We start from the raw sequence: 18,433 nt of genomic DNA, 5'->3' as shown, positions 1-18,433 counted from the left end.
ACATGACATTGGGACCGACAGCGCATACGGATCACTTCACCAGGGATAATCTTCCGCCGGCCGAAGACTGGCCCGAATTTCTGATGGATAATTTCCAGTACCCGGAATGGTTGAACGCTGCCGTGGAGTTGACCGATGGCATGGTCAACAAGGGTTTCGGTGATAACACGGCACTGATCGGCAACGGCCGCCGCCGCACCTACAAGGAGCTGACGGACTGGACCAACCGTATCGCCCACGCGTTGATCGAGCACTACGGCGTCGAACCCGGCAACCGCATCCTGATCCGATCCGCCAACAATCCTGCGATGGTTGCCTGCTGGCTGGCGGCGACGAAGGTTGGCGCCGTGGTGGTCAATACCATGCCAATGTTGCGCGCCGGCGAACTTGCCCAGATCGTCGACAAAGCCGAAGTCAGTCTCGCGCTCTGCGATACGCGGATCATGGAAGACATGGTGGCGTGCGCCAAGGAAAGCCGGTTCCTGAAACGCGTCGTCGGCTTCGACGGCACAGCCAACCACGATGCGGAACTCGACCGGATCGCGCTCGACAAACCCGTGCGTTTCGAGGCGGTCAAAACCGGCCGCGATGATGTTGCGCTGCTCGGATTTACCTCCGGCACCACAGGCGAACCCAAGGCCACCATGCATTTCCATCGCGATCTGCTGATGATTGCCGACGCCTATGCCAAGGAGGTATTGAACGTGCAGCCGGACGATATTTTCGTTGGCTCGCCGCCCCTCGCCTTCACCTTCGGGCTCGGCGGTCTCGCGATCTTTCCGCTGCGGTTCGGGGCAGCGGCCACTCTGCTCGAACAGGCGACGCCGCCGAAGATGATCGAAATCATCGAGACTTATAAGGCAACGGTCAGCTTTACCGCACCGACAGCCTATCGTGTCATGCTGCAAGCGATGAATGAGGGCGCGGATCTTTCATCTCTGCGCGTTGCCGTCTCGGCGGGGGAGACGCTGCCAGCCCCCATCTATGAAGCCTGGATGGCGAAGACCGGGAAACCGCTGCTCGACGGCATTGGTTCGACGGAAATGCTGCACATCTTCATCAGCAACCGGCTTGACGATTCCGGCCCCGGACGAACCGGCAAACCGGTTACCGGTTATGAAGCGATTGTCGTCGATGACGACATGCGCGAAGTGCCGCGCGGCGAGATCGGCAAGCTTGCCGTGCGTGGGCCGACCGGTTGCCGCTACATGGCGGATGAGCGCCAGAAGAAATATGTTCGCGACGGATGGAACCTGACCGGGGACACGTTTGTCCAGGATGAGGCTGGCTATTTCCATTTCGCCGCGCGTTCCGACGACATGATCATTTCGTCGGGGTACAACATTGCCGGCCCCGAGGTCGAAGCAGCTTTGCTGGCGCATCCGGAGGTAAGCGAATGTGCGGTGATCGGCGCGCCCGACGACGCCCGCGGCCAGATCGTTCAGGCGCATATCGTGCTCTGCGCCGGTATTGCGGCCGACGAGGCAACGGTCAAGCGGTTGCAAGATCACGTCAAACAGGTGATCGCGCCGTACAAATATCCGCGCTCGATCAAATTCGTCGACGCTCTGCCGAAGACGGCAACAGGAAAGATACAGCGTTTCCAATTGCGACGCGCCAACCAGCATTAGAGACTACGAAGGCAGGAAAAACAGCATGGTAGAGATTGTGCAGCCGCAGGGATGGCCAGCGGCGAAGGGTTACTCGAACGGCGTGATCGGCGAAGGCAAGACGCTGTTCGTCGGCGGCCAGATCGGCTGGACCAAGGATCAGCAATTCGAAACGGATGATTTTGTCGAACAGGCCGAACAAGCCATGCGCAATATCACCGATGTGCTGGCGAGTGCCGGCGCCGAGCCGGCCGATATCGTGCGCTTGACCTGGTATATCACTGACAAGAAGACTTATGTCGCCGAGCAAAGGCGGCTGGGTGAAGCCTACCGCCGTGTATTTGGCCGCCACTATCCGGCAATGACGCTGGTGCAGGTCGTGGCTCTGCTGGAAGATCGTGCACTGGTCGAAATCGAGGCAACGGCTGTTGTCCGAAGCTGAACGCGGCGAAATCGACCGCCCTTGGGCGGTCAATTTCCACTCATGGATACCTAACGGACCCAGACAACCCGGCGTGTTCCATTGTCGACCAGCGCAGGCCGGCCATCGTCGACATAGACATAGGAATAACGGGGCTGATCGGGAACAGCGACCAGAGGCACGTTCTCGGGGATCACTGTTCCGGTAGCAACAGGACCATCGATTATGATCGTATCGACGGGATTCCGTTCCACGTAAGTAATCACCTCGCCCGGTACATCTCCGTAAGTATCCGTAAGATAAACGACCCGGCGATTCTGCATGGACACGATCACGGGACGGCCATCCACGTAGATATAGCCATAGCCCGGGCTTTCTGGAATCGGCCGAACCACTATGTTCTGCGGAACGACATAGCCCTGCGATAGTTCGTCTTCAATCACGACCGGATCAGCGGGGTGCGCGATAACATAATCCCTGGCACTTTGAGGTACTTCGATAACGACGCTATCCTGCGCGAACGCCAGCCCGGAAGTGGCGATAAACGCTGCCGCGGTCAGTGTGAGAACCTTATTCATCATCTTGCCTCTCTGTTGCTTCTATTGCGTCCCCAATGGAAGCGAAACCCGGTGGCAGACGATTGGTTCCGGGCAAAAGAGCAGGCAAAACGCACATTATACGGCGGGCTGACACACGAAAACACGCGATTTCACAGCTTGTTGTGTTGAAAGCAGCGGCCAGCTGTGTCCGTAAGGTGCTGTATGAGCAGGACAAACGAGTGATGTGATGAAGTATCCGTGGAACGACCGCGCCGGCAAATTGTCAGCCATGAAGGTTGCGGCTCTCATCGCAGCATTCATACCGCTGTTGATGATCGTCGCGGCTACAAGTCCAATATTCTTGGACCGCGACCGATCACACAGGCAATCCATGAAACCGGTGACTGGGCGATTCGTTTCTTCCTGATTTCACTGGCCGTGACCCCGCTTCGCAACATTACACGCTGGTCAAAGCTTGTCCTGATCCGGCGTATTCTCGGCCTGACAGCGCTTGCCTATGCCGCGCTGCATTTCTCGCTCTATATCGTTGACCAGAATTTCAACCTGTGGCGTGTTCGTCAGCGAGATATGGCTGCGCGTCTATCTGCTGATCGGCTTCATCACACTGCTGGGTCTGGCGGCGCTCGGCGCGACATCGACCGACGCCATGATCCGCCGCATGGGCAAGAACTGGAACAGACTGCACAGGCTCGCCTATCCGCTGGCTGCGCTCGGCGTCCTGCACTTCTTCATGCAGTCCAAGGCGGACGTGACCGAGGCGACGCTGATGGCAGGGTTCCTTGTAACGCTGCTGCTCTACCGTTCGGCGCATGCGCGCGATTTCAAGCTCACATCGGTTTGGGCGCTGATCGGCATTGCCATCCTTGCGGCGCTGGGCACGGCGCTCATCGAATATGCGTGGTTTGCGCTGGCAACCAAAATCCCGCCGGCGCGCGTGCTTTTCGCCAATCTCTCGTTCAGCTATTCGTTACGGCCAATGTGGTGGGTCCTGGGCGTGGCTTTGGCTCCGGCATTGTGGATTGGCATAAAATCCATGACAAAGCGGGAAAGCGGGAAACTCAATCCGGCATCGGCAAAATAGAGACCGAAGTTTTGCTTTTCATAGGCGCAAAAACTGATATCGCTGGGCAGATGGAACCGCAATTGACTCCCCTGATCGACTCCCTGCCCTCGACCGTACCCTTTGTCGGACCCGAAGCGCTGGAGCGCAAGCGAAACCGGCCCTTCCGCGCAAGACTTGGCGCCAATGAAAACGGCTTCGGCCCGGCACCCTCGGTTATCGCCGCCATACAGGAAAGCGCTGCCGAAGCCTGGAAATATGCCGATCCGGAGAACTTCGATCTGAAGCGGGCACTGGCCGCGCATCTCGGCATTGCGCCTACCAATGTCATTGTTGGCGAAGGTGTCGACACACTGCTCGGGCTCGCCGTGCGCCAATATGTGCAAGAGGGCACGCCGGTCGTCACCTCTCTCGGCGCTTATCCCACCTTCAATTTTCACGTTGCAGGGTTTGGCGGGCGGCTGGTGACGGTGCCCTACCGCGACGACCGCGAAGACCTCGAAGGCCTGCTCGCGGCGGTGAAACGCGAACAGGCGCCGCTTGTCTACTTCTCCAATCCGGACAATCCGATGGGGACATGGTGGGAGGCGGCGGAGATCGAGCGCTTTATCGATGCGCTGCCCGCGAGCACCATGCTCATTCTCGACGAGGCCTATGGCGAAACCGCGCCAGGGTCGGCCCTGCCGCCGGTGGATATTTCACGGTCCAACGTTTTGCGCATGCGCACTTTTTCCAAAGCCTACGGGCTCGCCGGAATGCGCTGCGGCTATGCCATCGGCGCAGAAAAGCAGATCGGCGCCTTCGACAAGATCCGCAATCATTTCGGCATGAACAAGCTGACGCAAATTGCAGCGCTGGCAGCGCTCAAGGATCAGGCTTACCTGAAGCATGTTATTGCCCGGATTATCGCCGGTCGCGAGCGTATCGCGCAGATCGCCGCCGGCAACGGTCTCCAGGCTATCCCATCCGCCACCAACTTTGTCACGATCGATTGCGGGCGCGACGGGCCATACGCCCTGGCCGTGCTCAATGCCCTGATTGACCGGGATGTCTTCGTGCGCAAGCCGATGGCGCCGGTGCTGGATCGCTGTATCCGGGTCAGCGTCGGTCTGGATGATGAACTCGATTATTTCGAACAGCAGCTTCCGCAAGCGCTCGCCGCCGTGAAGTAGGCACATCCTATGGAGATCAATTTGGAGATTAATCGCGTTTTCGCCGGCTTCGGCGGTCTGTTCGGGGCGGCCGGCATCGCAGCCTATGCGGCAGCTGCCCACAGCCCGGATGGTCATATGGCCACGATCGCGCCGATCCTCTTCATCCACGCCCCGGCTTTTCTGGCGCTGTCGATCCTGGCCAGGATCAACCGGGCCGCGCATTTTGGCGGGCTTGTTCTCGTGCTCGGCTTGCTGTTCTTCATCGGCGATCTGGCGTCGCGCGATTATGCCGGCGACCGGCTGTTCGCTTTCGCCGCACCGCTCGGCGGATCACTGCTCATTCTCGGATGGGTCGTCGTGGCTGCGACAGCGTTTCGAGCGCTGGATTTCAGGAAACAGGCATGATCGGCGTCACCAGCCGAAGATCACTCCGACGACACCAGGCCATTTGTTGATGATCGCAATCACCCCGACGGCGATAGCCAGAAGGCTGGCAAGCTTTGCTGTCGTCGGCAGGCTCTGCACGCGGCCTTTGAGTTCGCCAAAAGATTCGCCCGAGGGAAGCGTGCTAACTTGACCTGCAAGGCGACCCAACGCTTCCGCTGTTGCTGTTCGCTCGATCTGGCCCTTCAAAAATGAAACGTCCTCTCTCAATTTTGTAGTATTCTCGGACACGTCCATTCTCAGCTTCGAGATATCGTCGGAAACGTCCGTTCTCAGCTTCGAAATGTTATTGGAAACATCCATTCTCAGTTTCGAGATGTCATTGGAGACGTCAGCTCTCAGCTTCGAGATGTCGTTGGCAACGTCAGTTCCCAGCTTGGATGTTTCCATTCTTACTTGCGAAAACTCGCTGGAAACGTCGGCCCTCAACTGGGCAAACTCCAGGCGCGACTGGGAAAATTCTTTCGAAACATCCTCTCTAAAGCGCGAAAATTCCCGGACGAGGATGTCAAGCTTGCCATCCATCTTCTCAAACGATTTTTCCAGGAATGCGACCCTGTGTTCCATGGCATCGAATGTGCCATCACCATCACCCGATTTCAAGCTTTGTACCCGCGTGAGCTTTTGAGCCATAGCCAGAGGGCTCCTCAGCCGTCACCCTTCAATTTGTCATTGCAAAGCTTGTAGTAACCGCCGCCCTTCTCGATCCAGCGCATACCGCCAAGCGTACCGCCGACCTTGTTGGTGCGATATTGCTCAAGACAGGTGTGCATGCGGGCTTTGGCAGGTTTCTCGGCCGAGAATTTTGCGGCGATCGACGATGGAAAAGTCGTCTTTCCGGACACAGGTGTTGTCGCAGGTTCGGCCTTCTTTGCTGTTTTTTCCGGCTGCTTTTCCGAGGCTTGGGGCTTTTCCGTGGCCTCGGGCTTTTCCGTGGCCTCGGGTCTAGTGGGGGCTTGGGCAGCAACGGTGCATTGCGTCTTGCGGAAATCGCTCCACGAGACGCCTTCCGCCTGCCCGGCATCCTGCGCCGCTTTGTACTTCACACTGCACTCTTTCATGCTCAGTGCGGTGGCTGGACCAACCAGCATCAGTGGCAGCAAGGCGGCTGCGAATATAGCAATCGTCTGGCGGAAAATTCGTCTTTCGCTCATGAAATCAACTCTGAAATGAATGATGAAACGGCTGTAATTCCTTGATCCTACATCCATTCAAACCCCTCTTCCATGCCTACCTTCGTCTATGAGCGAAGGCCCCCTTGAATTAATTGAACGTTCGTTTTATTAACCCGGGCATGGCACGCACGACAGGATCAGATGGTGAAAAAACACGCAGCGCAATCGACGCGGCGGCAAAGCGCCTGATTGCAAAAATCGGCTATGAAGCAATGACGATGCGCCAGCTTGCCGATGAGGTAGGCGTGCAGTCCGCCGCCTTTTACCGTTACTATCCCAACAAGCAGGAACTGCTGTTTTCCCTAATGCACGATCACATGGATCGCCTGCTTGGTGCATGGGAATATGAGAGCCGCAAAGCCCATACGCCGCTGGAACGGCTGTCCGCTTTCATCAGGTTTCACATCCGATACCATGTGGAACGACGCGATGACGTGCATATCGGCAATATGGAGCTGCGCAGCCTTAGCCCGGAAAACCGGGCCTTTATCGTCGAACTGCGCTCGCGCTACGAGAACGGGCTGCGTGAGATCCTGGACGATGGTCTTGATGCACGGGAATTCGTCATCGATGACATAGCGCTGACAACGCGTGCCATCATCGCAATGACCACTGGCGTAAATCTCTGGTTCCGCGCGGACGACAGGCTTACTGTCGCAGAAATTGCAGAAAAATACGTGCAGATGGGACTGCGCCTTGTTGGCGCCAAGAACATCGCGACAACTAGAACGGGAGGACGGAATGTATCAGTCGGGCCTAAAATTCGGACTTTCTGAAGAGATCGAAGCGCTCCGCGATACCGTGCAACGGTTCGCGCAGGATCGGATTGCACCGCTTGCCGCGCAAACCGATCAGAATAACCAATTCCCCATGCATTTGTGGCAGGAGATGGGTGCGCTCGGCCTTCTCGGCATGACCGCAGACCCGGATTTCGGCGGCTCGGGACTTGGCTACCTTGCCCATGCGGTGGCGATGGAGGAAATCTCCCGCGCATCGGCATCAATCGGCCTCTCATACGGCGCGCACTCCAATCTCTGCGTCAACCAGATCAACCGCTGGGGCACGGATGAGCAGAAGGCACGATATCTGCCGAAGCTGTGCGCGGGCGAACACGTCGGCGCGCTCGCGATGTCCGAGCCGGGCGCAGGCTCCGACGTCGTGTCGATGAAGCTGCGTGCCGACAAGAAGAACGACCGCTTTATTCTCAACGGCAACAAGATGTGGATCACCAATGGTCCGGACGCCAGCACGCTGGTCGTTTATGCCAAGACCGACCCCGCGCTCGGCTCGCGCGGCATGACGGCATTTTTGATCGAGAAGGAATTCAAGGGTTTCTCGACGGCGCAAAAGCTCGACAAGCTCGGCATGCGCGGATCCAACACCTGCGAACTGGTGTTCGAGGACTGCGAGGTGCCGTTCGAAAACGTCCTTGGTGAAGAGGGCAAGGGCGTCAAGATCCTGATGTCGGGGCTGGATTACGAGCGCGTCGTGCTTGCCGCCGGACCAATCGGCATCATGGCCGCCTGCCTCGACGTGGTCGTTCCCTATGTGCATGAGCGCAAGCAATTCGGCCAGTCTATTGGCGAATTCCAGCTGATGCAGGGCAAGCTTGCCGACATGTACACCACCATGAACGCATCGCGTGCCTATGTCTACGCGGTGGCTTCGGCCTGTGATCGCGGTGAAACCACCCGAAAGGATGCCGCCGGCTGCATCCTCTATGCTGCCGAAAAGGCGACATGGTGCGCGCTTGAAGCGATTCAGGCGCTGGGCGGAAATGGTTATATCAATGACTACCCGACCGGGCGGCTCTTACGTGACGCCAAGCTCTACGAAATCGGCGCGGGGACGAGCGAAATACGGCGCATGCTGATCGGACGGGAGATGTTTGCGGAGAGTGCTTGATGGCACAAATGTGAATTTATGCCATACTTTGGCATAATTGCCATTAGTCATATAAATTGGCAAAATATGCTTTCGTCATTCGAAATGAGGTCTTCAAATGAATTCGGATAAAGAAGCGAAAGGTTTTGAAGAGGAAGCGCAGCCGTTTGATTATTCGACCCTTAGCGCTCGCTCCTCCTCATCATCCAGGACGTTGAGCGCTACTGTCGGCGAAGGCGGACGCCTCGTCATTCCAGCGGAACTGCGCAAACTTATGGAGCTTTCGCCCGGTGAGGGTGTGGCACTGCGTGTCGTTGATGGCGTATTACATGTGGTTTCGGCAACGATGGCCGTTAAACGTGTCCAGGCCATAGCAACGAAGCTTAAAAAACCCGGTGAGAATGTTGTCGATGAATTCATTGCTGACAGACTGGCCGAACAACGTGCCGTGGATGCTCGTTTCGACAGGCTGGAACGAGAAGCTCGCGAGATAGCCAAAGAAAAGGAGCGTGGCAAAGAGCCACGAAATTGAGTTGAGCCCGGTGGTGGACTCCTCAGCCATTCTTGCAATCCTTTTCAAGGAACCCGGTGCAACACGCGCGATGGAATTGATCGGCAATGGTCTCTGTTCGATGGTCAATTTGACAGAAATCATGACCCGATGTGTGGATAGAAGGCTTTCACCTGAATTTGCAGACGATGTCATAAAAGCATACAGCATTGCGTTTGCCGATCATGATGAGGATCTCGCGCGCATTGCCGCAGGATTGCGGTCTGCAACGCGGCACAAAGGCCTCTCGCTTGGAGATCGCGCCTGTCTTGCCCTCGCCATACGTGAAAATGCCACCGTTATCACGACCGACCGCGCCTGGGCCGATCTCGATGTCGGCTGCAAAATTGAAGTGATCCGCTAGGAGACCGCATGACCATCCTCACGTCCCAGATCAGCACCACGTCCGAGACCTTCACCGCCAACACGGAGCGGATGCGGGCGCTTGTCAGCGATATCGAGGCCAAGGCGGCGCTGGTGATCAAGGGCGGCACAGACGAGGCACGGGAGCGCCATACGTCGCGCGGCAAGCTCCTTCCCCGTGACCGGCTGGCGCAATTGCTCGACGCTGGCTCGCCTTTCCTGGAAATCGGGCAGTTCGCCGCCTGGGGCATGTATGACGACAATATTTCCTCCGCCGGGTTGATAGCCGGGATCGGCCGGGTTTCCGGCAAGGAAGTGATGGTCGTGATCAACGATGCAACGGTGAAAGGCGGCACCTATTATCCGCTCACTGTGAAGAAGCATCTGCGCGCTCAGGAGATTGCGCTGCAGAACAACCTGCCCTGCCTCTATCTGGTGGATTCCGGCGGAGCGAACCTGCCAAACCAGGACGAGGTGTTTCCCGATCGCGAGCACTTCGGCCGCATCTTCTACAATCAGGCGAACATGTCGGCAGCGGGCATTCCGCAGATCGCCGTCGTCATGGGATCCTGCACGGCAGGCGGCGCCTATGTGCCTGCCATGTCGGAAGAAACGATCATGGTGAAGGGTCAGGCGACGATCTTTCTCGCCGGTCCTCCGCTGGTAAAAGCGGCGACCGGCGAAGAGGTAACGGCGGAGGATCTGGGCGGCGCGGAAGTGCACACGCGCAGATCAGGCGTTGCCGATCACTATGCGATCGACGATGCCCATGCGCTGGCCATCGCCCGGCGCATCGTCGCAAACCTGAATCGAAAGAAAGAGATAGGGCTCGATCTTCGCAAAGTGATTCCGCCGCTTTACGATCCACATGAGCTTTACGGCATCGTGCCGACCGATTTGCGCCAGCCTTACGACGTGCGCGAACTGATCGCCCGTATCGCCGACGGTTCGGAGTTCGACGAGTTCAAGCAGAACTACGGCACGACACTGGTGACGGGCTTCGCCCATCTCTACGGCATGCCGGTCGGCATCATCGCCAACAATGGCGTACTGTTTTCCGAGAGCGCACTGAAGGGCACACATTTCATTGAACTGTGCACTCAGCGCGGCATTCCGCTGGTCTTCCTCCAGAACATCACCGGGTTCATGGTCGGACGCTCCTATGAGGCGCGCGGCATTGCCAAGGATGGCGCAAAGCTCGTTACCGCCGTTGCCACGGCGCGGGTGCCGAAAGTGACGATGATCGTCGGCGGCTCATTCGGCGCGGGCAATTATGGCATGTGCGGCAGAGCATTTTCGCCACGCTTCCTGTGGATGTGGCCGAATGCGCGTATCTCCGTCATGGGCGGCGAGCAGGCGGCAACCGTTCTGGCGCTGGTCAAGCGTGAAGGCATCGAGCGCAAGGGTGGTGAGTGGTCCGCTGCAGAGGAAGCGGCCTTCCGTGCACCGATCCTCGAAAAATATGAACGGGAGGGTCACCCGCTCTATTCCTCGGCGCGACTTTGGGACGATGGCATTATCGACCCTGCCAAAACCCGCGAGGTGCTGGCGCTTTCCTTTCCGCGGCGCTGAACGCACCGGCAGAGGAAACACGCTTTGGCACGTTCAGGATGTAAGGGGCGAAAGTCATGACAAAAATGTTCTCCAGAATCCTTGTTGCCAATCGTGGTGAAATCGCCTGCCGGGTCATTCGCACGGCGCAGAAAATGGGCATCGGAACGGTCGCCGTCTATTCCGACGCTGACGCACACGCCCTGCACGTCGCCATGGCCGATGAAGCGGTCAATATCGGCCCAGCGCCCGTCACCGACAGCTATCTGCGTGCCGACCATATCATCGCGGCGGCGCTCAAGACCGGGGCCGAAGCCATTCACCCGGGCTACGGCTTCCTTTCGGAAAATCCGGGTTTTGTCGACGCTGTGGTAAAAGCGGGTTTGGTCTTCATCGGACCTAGCGCGGATTCGATCCGGGCGATGGGCCTGAAGGACGCGGCGAAACGGCTTATGGAAAAGGCCGGTGTGCCGGTCGTCCCCGGTTATCATGGCGAGGCGCAAGAACTGGTGGTGCTTGCCTCGAAGGCGCGCGAGATCGGTTATCCGGTCCTCATCAAGGCGCGGGCGGGCGGCGGCGGCAAAGGCATGCGTAAGGTCGATGATCCGCACGAGTTCGCTGAAGCATTGGGCAGCGCGAGGCGCGAGGCGAAGAGTGCCTTTGGCGATGACCGCGTGCTGGTGGAAAAATACATCGCCAAGCCACGGCATATCGAAGTCCAGGTGTTTGGCGATAATCATGGCAATGTAGTGCACCTCTACGAGCGTGATTGCTCGTTGCAGCGCCGTCACCAGAAGGTCATCGAGGAGGCCCCTGCCCCTGGCATTACCGCGGAAGTGCGGGCGGCAATGACGGGTGCGGCCGTGAAGGCGGCGCATGCCATCAACTATTCCGGCGCCGGGACGATCGAATTCATCGTCGATGCCACAGAGGGGCTGAAGCCGGACCGGTTCTGGTTCATGGAGATGAACACGCGGCTGCAGGTCGAACATCCTGTCACCGAGATGATCACCGGCCTCGATCTCGTTGAGTGGCAATTGCGCGTTGCGGCGGGCGAGAAACTGCCCCTGACCCAGAAGCAGATCCCGTTGAACGGCCATGCGATCGAGGCGCGGCTTTACGCGGAAGACCCGGCGAAAAGCTTCCTGCCGGCCATCGGCACGCTGCATCATCTGGCGTTTCCAGCGTCGGTAAGGGACGGGTCGGTCCGTACGGAGACCGGTGTCCGGGCTGGCGATACGATCTCTCCCTACTACGATCCGATGATCGCCAAGCTGGTGGTGCATGGCGCCGATCGCACAGCTGCACTGACAGCAATGGAAAATGCCCTCACCGAGACGGAAATTGCGGGAACCACCACGAACGCGCCCTTCCTTGCGGCATTGATCCGCCACGAAGGCTTTGCAGCAGGCGACGTCGATACGGGGCTGATAGACAGGGATCTTGTCAGGCTCACCGTTCCTGTCGCGGTAGAAGCAGGCGCCAAGGAGCTGGCCATCCTCTATGCCAGCGGCCTGCTGAAAAGAGCAGTTCTGGGCGATCCATGGACCACCTTGCGCGGGTACAGTCACAATAGCACCCTCGCCTATCCGGTTGTTCTGGAAGAAGCCGGCCACACGGTTCGCTATGGCGTTTCTGTTCTCGGTGACGAACGCTATGCCATCACCGGCCCGGAGACGAGCATCGAGTTGCGCGTGCGGCATGAGCCGGCGTGCTGGCATCTCACCGCGAAGGGCATCAATCTCAGAGCCAAAACTGTGGCGATACCGAATGGCATTGCCGTGCTGTCCAAGGGGGCTGCCACAACATTCGCAGTAGCCGACCCATTCCTCCTCGCCGAAGCAGCAGGGAATGCGGGCGACCGGCTCACCGCACCGATGCCGGGCCTGGTGAAGTCAGTGCGTGTCGCGGCGGGCGATGTTGTCAAGAAAGGCCAGATATTGCTGGTGCTGGAGGCCATGAAAATGGAACATAGCATCTCCGCTCCGCATGACGGCAAGATCGCCGAAATCGCATCGGAAGGCTCGCAGGTGAAGGAGAAATCCCCGCTGGTGCGCTTCGAGGAAGCGGCGGCGGTCGACTCAACAAAGAATTGAAGCGGAAATGCCAGTAAGGTCGTGCTAGGTTTAACTGCGCTCGTCCTCCCGAGCGCCGAAGTCGAAGAGTTCCCGTTCAAAATCGAGGAGATCGACCCATGGCCTCAAAATCCCTGCAGACCATCAAGCGTGCACCGACTGCCACACCTACCGACCTCGGGGAAAAAGCAACACGCGATATAGCGGCAGCAGCCAATGCGCTGCTTGCCGACACTTTCGCGCTTTACATGAAGACGAAGAATTTCCACTGGCATATGAGCGGACCGCATTTCCGCGATTTCCACTTGCTGCTCGACGAGCAGGCTGCGCAGATCTTTGCCATGACCGACGTACTGGCCGAACGGGTCCGCAAGATTGGCGGTACGACATTGAAGTCAATTGGCCAAATCTCGGCACAGCAGCGCATCCCGGACAATGATGCAAATTTCGTTACGCCGGAAGACATGCTTGCCGAGCTTCGCGACGACACAAAGAGGTTTATCGGCTATCTGCGCCAAGTGCACGACCTGTGCGATGAATATCGCGACAGCGCGACGGCCAGCATACTCGAAAACTACATCGATGAGTCAGAGCGCCGCCACTGGTTCCTCTTCGAAGCCACCCGCACAGGGCCGGCCGGCGTCTGATCAGTCAACTCCTGCCGTCGACGCAAACTGAACTCCAGGCGGCTGGAGTTCAGTCGTTGTCCTTGGCCATTCTGGATTTCTGAGCGAGGCCTTGCGCGTCTGTGATCGCCGCTTCTACAGCGGAAATGTTGAGAGACAGAGTGGCAATTTTTTGCAATGTATTATTGTCCGGAAATGCTTTCGTCTTCGCAGACAATAGTACCAGCTGCTTTTGAGCGTCCGTTAATCTCGACAACAATTCTTCAAGATCGTCCAGCATCGTTTTCCCGTTTTCATCAAGAATCATGCGATTTCATTAGTTTGTTACTTAACGGATATCCCCCTGTCCGCAAACCCAGAAAATGGATAAAGCACAGCAATGTTACAACCCACGGTTTTATTCCGTCGGTAGTGTACGGGTTTGACGTTCGGGCCAAACCCTTCGTGAGGACAAGCTCAGTTCCTTCGGCATATTCATTAAAATTTGAATTGAATTACAATCGTATGCCAGCCAAGCGCTCAAATGGCATATTGACACCCGGTAACGTTGGGCGAAGCAGATCAATCCATCAAGCTCGCCGGCTTTTTAACAAACTTCGTCACTTCATTACCGCTGGTTGTATCGACAATGCCGAACCGGCCACCAATGGGATGCAGCCGGGGTAGCAGCGATCTTAAGTGATACCCGCAAACGATATTGATGACCTCTTGCCTTGTCATACCCGCGTCCCGCAGCAGATGATCGTCGTGTTTGTTCAAAAGTGCCAGCAGCACCTCCCGCTCTTGTCCGGCGGTCCGCCAGGCCTGCAGGAATTTCGTCAGAACAGGAACGATAGACATGATGGCGCCTCCAGAGTGGGATCACCCTCGATGCTTTGCCAAATGTTGACATAGATCAAACAAATAGAAATTATGCCTGCCATTCGAAATTTTTATTGAATGCCGCCATGAACATCCCGCTCGACAGTGACCTGCTTCGAACTTTTCTTGCCGTGGCAGCCACGGGCAATGTGACACGCGCTGCTGAGAAGGTCGGCCGTACGCAATCGGCCGTCAGTATCCAGATCAAGCGGCTTGAGGAAACCTTGGGAGAGAGCCTGTTCGAGCGTGGATCTCGCGGCGTTACGCTTACGGCGCAGGGCAAGGTGTTGCTTGTCAATGCCAACAGGATCGTCGGTCTGCTGGATGAAACGGCGGCTGCGATCAGGGCCAAACCACTGGGCGGACCGGTTCGCATCGGTATTCCGGAGGAATATGGCTATACGGTTCTGCCGCGTGCGCTGGCAGCCTTTGCCAACCAGCATCCGCAAGTTGAAGTAACCGTGAAATGCGGCTATTCGGCCGCACAGCTTGCAGCGCTGGATGCTGACGAGCTCGATCTCGCCGTGATCTTTGATTGGGAACAGCCAACAAGCGGTGAGGTCCTGTTTGTCGACCCCACGGTGTGGGTGACATCGGAAATCCATTGCGTGCATGAAAACACGCCCATTCCTATTGCGATCTACGAGCGATCGAGCTGGTGCAAAAAATTTGCAATCGGGTCGCTGGAGAACAGCAGGATCGATTACCGTGTTGCCTATAGCTGCGATACGAGCGGCGGGCTCAAGATCGCAGCGGTTTCGGGCCTGGCAATTGCGCCACTGGCCCGCAGCAATATTCCACCTGGCTGCCGCGCCTTGACCGAGGCCGACGGATTTCCGTTGATTGATTCATCAAACGTTGTGCTGAGGCGCAATCCGCGCATGAAGAGTGCCGCCATCGACGGCATGGCCAAAGTGATCCGCGACGCATTTCAACCCATTGGCGCGGATATGATCTGAAATCAGTGCGACGTCATCCACTCGCGCGCTTCGCGCAGGGCAGTTGCAAGATCAGACTTCGACATGGATTGTGCGAGCTCGGCCCGCAGCTCGGCCGCCCGGTCGCTACCCTTGATTGCAGCGATATTGAACCACTTGTGCGCTGCCACGAGATCGACCGCACAATCCCGGCCGGTCGCGTACATGATGCCCATTTCGAAGAGAATGTCCGTCTGTGCCGAGCCGCCGGCATGACCGGAATCGATATGCTGAAGATCAAAGCGTGCCATTGTACCAAACCCCTTGTTGAACCAAATTCCGTTACCAACGAAAAGCCCTGTTAGACTTCTGAGAACCGCCGGATTGTTTGTTTTGGCGTGCTCTTTCGATGCTTTCGAGAATGACGCAGAGGCTTGAAATTGCTGTTAAGGGGCATGATTAACTGGAACCAAACAAAACAAAAACAACTCGTAAACTTCGGAATTCATTAAATATAATGCTCCAGCAATTGCGGGCATTTGGCGCAAATTCGCGTAAAATGCGCAGGCAGCATGTCAATTCTTTGATAACCAAAGAACAGGTTCGTATCCGGTATCGCAGTTTGGATATCAGCTGGATCAGTGCTGTGCATGCCGCCGATTCCATCGGCAATCCCTCTTTCAATCCAGCATTTTTTGATTTACGTTTACGTTTGCGTAAGTCTTGGGCGATGATCGAGGAGAGATCGCCGCACATTCGGGAGGAAAAGTATGAAACGCAAATTGCTGCTGGCCTGCGCTGGCTTTGTCCTTTTGGCCGGCCCTGCCCTGGCGGATGAACCGATCGTCGGTTCATGGAAGCGGCCAAACGGCACAATCATTCAATATTCATCGTGTGGCAGCGATATGTACTGCGGCACCGTGCTAACCGGCGAATACAAGGGTAAATCCATCGGCTCCATGTCGGGCAAGGACGGGACCTACAAGGGCAAGGTCAACAAGCTCGACGAGGGCAAGACCTATAATGGCAAGGCAAGCGTCAGCGGCAGCACGCTATCATTGTCCGGCTGCGTGATGGGCGGACTGATCTGCAAGAGCGAGAGCCTGACGCGGCAATAGCGGATTTCAGCTTCGACTGAGGTTGCCCAGGCTAAAGGCTAAGGCACATCGCACTTGGAAATGGATCGAAAGCTGCTATATTTCTGGAGCGAGGAACGGGCTTTCGCCCGTCCCTCTTTCCTAGAAGATGAATAGAACCCGGAACAAGACATGCCAGCCTGTCCGGTTCTTTTCAATTCCAGGGTGAGAAGGGGCTGCAACTAACGCAACGTTGAATAAAGCCGGGCACAAAGTGCGAGAGGCCCGTCCAGCGCGGTTCAGATGTTCTCCGCCACCAGTGCCGCGACCTTCTTATGAATGGTATTGCGGCTGTCGGCCGTGCCCTTCGGGTCGTAGAGATAGACTGCAAGGAGAATGGGTTTGCGGTCCGGAGGCCATATCACGGCGAGATCGTTGGCCATGCCGCTATCGCTGGTACCTGTCCTGTCGCCGACGCTCCAATCCTTTGGCAGCCCTGCGCGCAAACGCTTATCGCCGGTCTTATTGCCAAGCAGCCATTCCACGAGTTGATCACGCGATGACTTGGACAGCGCGTCGCCAAGCACCGTCTTCTGCATATCCTTCAGGATTGCCGCCGGCGTGATTGTATCGCGCGCGTCGCTGGGCTTTGCTTCATTGAGCTCGGTTTCCCACCTGTCAAGGCGGAACGTTGCGTCTCCGAGACTGCGTGCATATTTCGTCAGCCCCTTTGGCCCGCCAAGCGTATCAAGCATGAGATTGCCGGCTGTGTTATCGCTCAAGGTGACGGCGGCCTCGCAAATCGCCTCGATGGACATTGGCTTGCCGACGTATTTTTCCGTCACCGGCGAATAGGCAACGAGATCACTCTTCTTGATCAGGATCATTCGATCCAACTGTTCCTGCCTCTGATCGACGCGCGCCAAAACCGCCGCTGAGGCGAGAAACTTGAACGTGCTACACATGGCAAAGCGCTCATTCTCACGATACTCGATGCGGCTATCCCTGCCGGTATCGTGTGCCGAGACTCCAAGGCGCGCACCGGTTTTCTCCTCCAATGTCTTGAAGGCGGCAGCGAGATCCACCCTGCCCGGTGGTGCGGCCTGCGTTGATTTGATCCGCAGTGATAGCGCCGGTATAGCGAGCACCGATCCAATCAGTGCTTCGCGGCGCGTGATGTGACCACCCATTTCTCATCTCCATCTCCAGGATCGAACAGCGAGGATTCTCGCTGGCTCAGGCTGATAGCGGAAGTGGCGATTTCCAAGGAAAATTTGTGACCGAAAAGGATCATCACGACAACTTGACGTGGTCGAGCGGAACACGTATTTAACTAATTAGTTATTTAACTGATTGGTTATTCAAAGTTGGAGGAGCGCGTGAACAAGACCTATCACGGCAGTTGTCATTGCGGTGCTATCAAATTCGAGGCGGATATTGACCTCGATCAAGGCACAAGCAAGTGCAACTGTTCATCGTGTACAAAGGGCCGCTTTTGGAAAGCCTTCATTGGCGGCGAAGCACTGCGAATCAACTGATCGAATACCGGTTCGGTGGAAGAACCATCGCTCATTTCTTTTGCCAAACATGCGGCGTCAAGCCGTTTGGCCGCGGGGAGATGGAGGATACGGGCGTATTCTACGCGATCAATCTAGCCTGCCTGGATGACCTGACACCCGAGGCGTTGCTTGCGGCTCCGGTCGAATATCAGGATGGGAGGCATGATCATTGGGAGAACAGACCGGCCGAAGTTCGGCATTTATAGATGCTCAAGCGGATTTACCCAACCGTGCAAACGGATCGCGAAAACGTAAATTCAATCGATTAGACTAAGGTCTAATTGCGAGAACTGGCACTTTCCCCTATGTTTTGGCTTTCAGCGTGAACTCATTTTTTGAAATGCCGAAATATTGAAAGCTTTTATCCTGCCGATGTTGCGTACTTGAGGTAAACCAGTCGTTTGTGTGCGTACCCTCCCTGCATGCAAAGCCTGACATGTCGTTCCCGGGGGGTCAGGAATGGAAAACGCCCAATTGTTTTTCTTTCCTGAGAATTGGCCGAGACCTCTATTGCCTTGGCCAGGCAAATGCAGGACCAAATGGCCCG

At 56.9% G+C, this 18,433-nt stretch carries 21 protein-coding genes and 2 pseudogenes; 16 read left to right on the top strand and 7 right to left on the bottom strand.

Annotated elements, in window-relative coordinates; translation table 11 throughout:
• Window positions 1-2 precede the first annotated feature (2 nt).
• A complete protein-coding gene (locus tag N8E89_RS13070) occupies window positions 3-1,631 on the top strand; it encodes an AMP-binding protein (RefSeq protein ID WP_106667274.1) in 1,629 nt (542 codons plus the stop codon).
• A gap of 25 nt (window positions 1,632-1,656) precedes the next feature.
• On the top strand, window positions 1,657-2,052 hold the full coding sequence (locus tag N8E89_RS13065; protein WP_106667273.1) for a RidA family protein: 396 nt from the start codon (window positions 1,657-1,659) through the stop codon (window positions 2,050-2,052).
• 50 nt (window positions 2,053-2,102) lie between these two features.
• On the opposite strand, the gene N8E89_RS13060 is transcribed toward N8E89_RS13065, so the two are convergent.
• Window positions 2,103-2,612, bottom strand: a complete 510-nt coding sequence (locus N8E89_RS13060; RefSeq protein ID WP_245449043.1) for a DUF1236 domain-containing protein — start codon at window positions 2,610-2,612, stop codon at window positions 2,103-2,105.
• Between the two features lie 505 nt (window positions 2,613-3,117).
• On the opposite strand from N8E89_RS13060, the gene N8E89_RS13055 reads away from it, so the two are divergent.
• Genes N8E89_RS13055 through N8E89_RS13045 form a run of 3 tightly spaced genes read left to right on the top strand, consistent with a single transcriptional unit; the run spans window position 3,118 to window position 5,210 of the window.
• Complete coding sequence (locus tag N8E89_RS13055; RefSeq protein ID WP_262260121.1) at window positions 3,118-3,672, top strand: cytochrome b family protein; 555 nt, start codon at window positions 3,118-3,120, stop codon at window positions 3,670-3,672.
• A 50-nt stretch (window positions 3,673-3,722) separates the two neighbouring features.
• Window positions 3,723-4,823, top strand: a complete 1,101-nt coding sequence (locus tag N8E89_RS13050; RefSeq protein WP_106667319.1) for a pyridoxal phosphate-dependent aminotransferase — start codon at window positions 3,723-3,725, stop codon at window positions 4,821-4,823.
• 21 nt (window positions 4,824-4,844) lie between these two features.
• Complete coding sequence (locus N8E89_RS13045) at window positions 4,845-5,210, top strand: DUF423 domain-containing protein (RefSeq protein ID WP_410010307.1); 366 nt, start codon at window positions 4,845-4,847, stop codon at window positions 5,208-5,210.
• A 6-nt stretch (window positions 5,211-5,216) separates the two neighbouring features.
• Here the strand turns inward: N8E89_RS13045 and N8E89_RS13040 are convergent, their stop codons facing one another.
• Complete coding sequence (locus N8E89_RS13040; RefSeq protein WP_106667269.1) at window positions 5,217-5,882, bottom strand: coiled-coil domain-containing protein; 666 nt, start codon at window positions 5,880-5,882, stop codon at window positions 5,217-5,219.
• A 14-nt stretch (window positions 5,883-5,896) separates the two neighbouring features.
• Window positions 5,897-6,403 carry a hypothetical protein gene (locus N8E89_RS13035; RefSeq protein WP_245449042.1) on the bottom strand — a complete coding sequence of 169 codons (507 nt, stop codon included), beginning with the start codon at window positions 6,401-6,403 and terminating at the stop codon, window positions 5,897-5,899.
• Window positions 6,404-6,543: 140 nt separating this feature from the next.
• On the opposite strand from N8E89_RS13035, the gene N8E89_RS13030 reads away from it, so the two are divergent.
• From N8E89_RS13030 to N8E89_RS13000, 7 genes and pseudogenes are all read left to right on the top strand, one after another.
• Window positions 6,544-7,200 carry a TetR/AcrR family transcriptional regulator gene (locus N8E89_RS13030; RefSeq protein WP_106667268.1) on the top strand — a complete coding sequence of 219 codons (657 nt, stop codon included), beginning with the start codon at window positions 6,544-6,546 and terminating at the stop codon, window positions 7,198-7,200.
• The gene (locus N8E89_RS13025) at window positions 7,166-8,329 is read left to right on the top strand and encodes an isovaleryl-CoA dehydrogenase (protein ID WP_106667267.1); all 1,164 of its coding nucleotides are present in this window, start codon (window positions 7,166-7,168) and stop codon (window positions 8,327-8,329) included. The genes N8E89_RS13030 and N8E89_RS13025 overlap by 35 nt, the downstream gene beginning before the upstream one ends.
• Window positions 8,330-8,426: 97 nt before the next feature.
• Entirely contained in the window at window positions 8,427-8,840 is a 414-nt protein-coding gene (locus N8E89_RS13020) for an AbrB/MazE/SpoVT family DNA-binding domain-containing protein (protein ID WP_106667266.1), read from the top strand.
• Window positions 8,818-9,222 carry a type II toxin-antitoxin system VapC family toxin gene (locus N8E89_RS13015; RefSeq protein ID WP_245449041.1) on the top strand — a complete coding sequence of 135 codons (405 nt, stop codon included), beginning with the start codon at window positions 8,818-8,820 and terminating at the stop codon, window positions 9,220-9,222. Before N8E89_RS13020 ends, N8E89_RS13015 begins: the two co-directional genes overlap by 23 nt.
• 8 nt (window positions 9,223-9,230) lie before the next feature.
• Window positions 9,231-10,837: pseudogene (locus N8E89_RS13010) on the top strand (carboxyl transferase domain-containing protein).
• Between the two features lie 21 nt (window positions 10,838-10,858).
• On the top strand, window positions 10,859-12,868 hold the full coding sequence (locus tag N8E89_RS13005; RefSeq protein WP_262261897.1) for an acetyl/propionyl/methylcrotonyl-CoA carboxylase subunit alpha: 2,010 nt from the start codon (window positions 10,859-10,861) through the stop codon (window positions 12,866-12,868).
• Between the two features lie 98 nt (window positions 12,869-12,966).
• On the top strand, window positions 12,967-13,494 hold the full coding sequence (locus N8E89_RS13000) for a Dps family protein (protein ID WP_106667263.1): 528 nt from the start codon (window positions 12,967-12,969) through the stop codon (window positions 13,492-13,494).
• 49 nt (window positions 13,495-13,543) lie between these two features.
• On the opposite strand, the gene N8E89_RS12995 is transcribed toward N8E89_RS13000, so the two are convergent.
• Window positions 13,544-13,780, bottom strand: coding sequence for a hypothetical protein (locus tag N8E89_RS12995; RefSeq protein WP_106667262.1), 237 nt, complete (start codon window positions 13,778-13,780; stop codon window positions 13,544-13,546).
• A 254-nt stretch (window positions 13,781-14,034) separates the two neighbouring features.
• Window positions 14,035-14,313: a DUF1127 domain-containing protein gene (locus tag N8E89_RS12990; RefSeq protein ID WP_106667261.1), complete on the bottom strand. Its 279-nt coding sequence runs from the start codon at window positions 14,311-14,313 to the stop codon at window positions 14,035-14,037.
• A gap of 107 nt (window positions 14,314-14,420) precedes the next feature.
• Between N8E89_RS12990 and N8E89_RS12985 the strand changes: the two genes are divergently transcribed.
• Window positions 14,421-15,293: a LysR family transcriptional regulator gene (locus tag N8E89_RS12985; RefSeq protein WP_106667260.1), complete on the top strand. Its 873-nt coding sequence runs from the start codon at window positions 14,421-14,423 to the stop codon at window positions 15,291-15,293.
• A gap of 2 nt (window positions 15,294-15,295) precedes the next feature.
• On the opposite strand, the gene N8E89_RS12980 is transcribed toward N8E89_RS12985, so the two are convergent.
• Entirely contained in the window at window positions 15,296-15,562 is a 267-nt protein-coding gene (locus N8E89_RS12980; RefSeq protein ID WP_106667259.1) for an SEL1-like repeat protein, read from the bottom strand.
• 206 nt (window positions 15,563-15,768) lie between these two features.
• On the opposite strand from N8E89_RS12980, the gene N8E89_RS12975 reads away from it, so the two are divergent.
• Together N8E89_RS12975 and N8E89_RS12970 are read left to right on the top strand one after the other, a co-directional pair.
• A complete protein-coding gene (locus N8E89_RS12975) occupies window positions 15,769-16,089 on the top strand; it encodes a hypothetical protein (RefSeq protein WP_162707202.1) in 321 nt (106 codons plus the stop codon).
• The gene (locus tag N8E89_RS12970; RefSeq protein ID WP_106667258.1) at window positions 16,022-16,369 is read left to right on the top strand and encodes a DUF2147 domain-containing protein; all 348 of its coding nucleotides are present in this window, start codon (window positions 16,022-16,024) and stop codon (window positions 16,367-16,369) included. The genes N8E89_RS12975 and N8E89_RS12970 overlap by 68 nt, the downstream gene beginning before the upstream one ends.
• Before the next feature lie 257 nt (window positions 16,370-16,626).
• On the opposite strand, the gene bla is transcribed toward N8E89_RS12970, so the two are convergent.
• Complete coding sequence (gene bla / locus N8E89_RS12965; RefSeq protein ID WP_106667257.1) at window positions 16,627-17,517, bottom strand: class A beta-lactamase; 891 nt, start codon at window positions 17,515-17,517, stop codon at window positions 16,627-16,629.
• 189 nt (window positions 17,518-17,706) lie between these two features.
• On the opposite strand from bla, the pseudogene N8E89_RS12960 reads away from it, so the two are divergent.
• Window positions 17,707-18,092: pseudogene (locus N8E89_RS12960) on the top strand (GFA family protein).
• Window positions 18,093-18,433: the final 341 nt, after the last annotated feature.

It is taken from the genome of Phyllobacterium sp. A18/5-2 (assembly GCF_025452215.1).
Taxonomy (GTDB): Bacteria; Pseudomonadota; Alphaproteobacteria; order Rhizobiales; family Rhizobiaceae; genus Phyllobacterium; species Phyllobacterium sophorae.
This window is presented reverse-complemented; position numbering and strand designations above follow the sequence as displayed.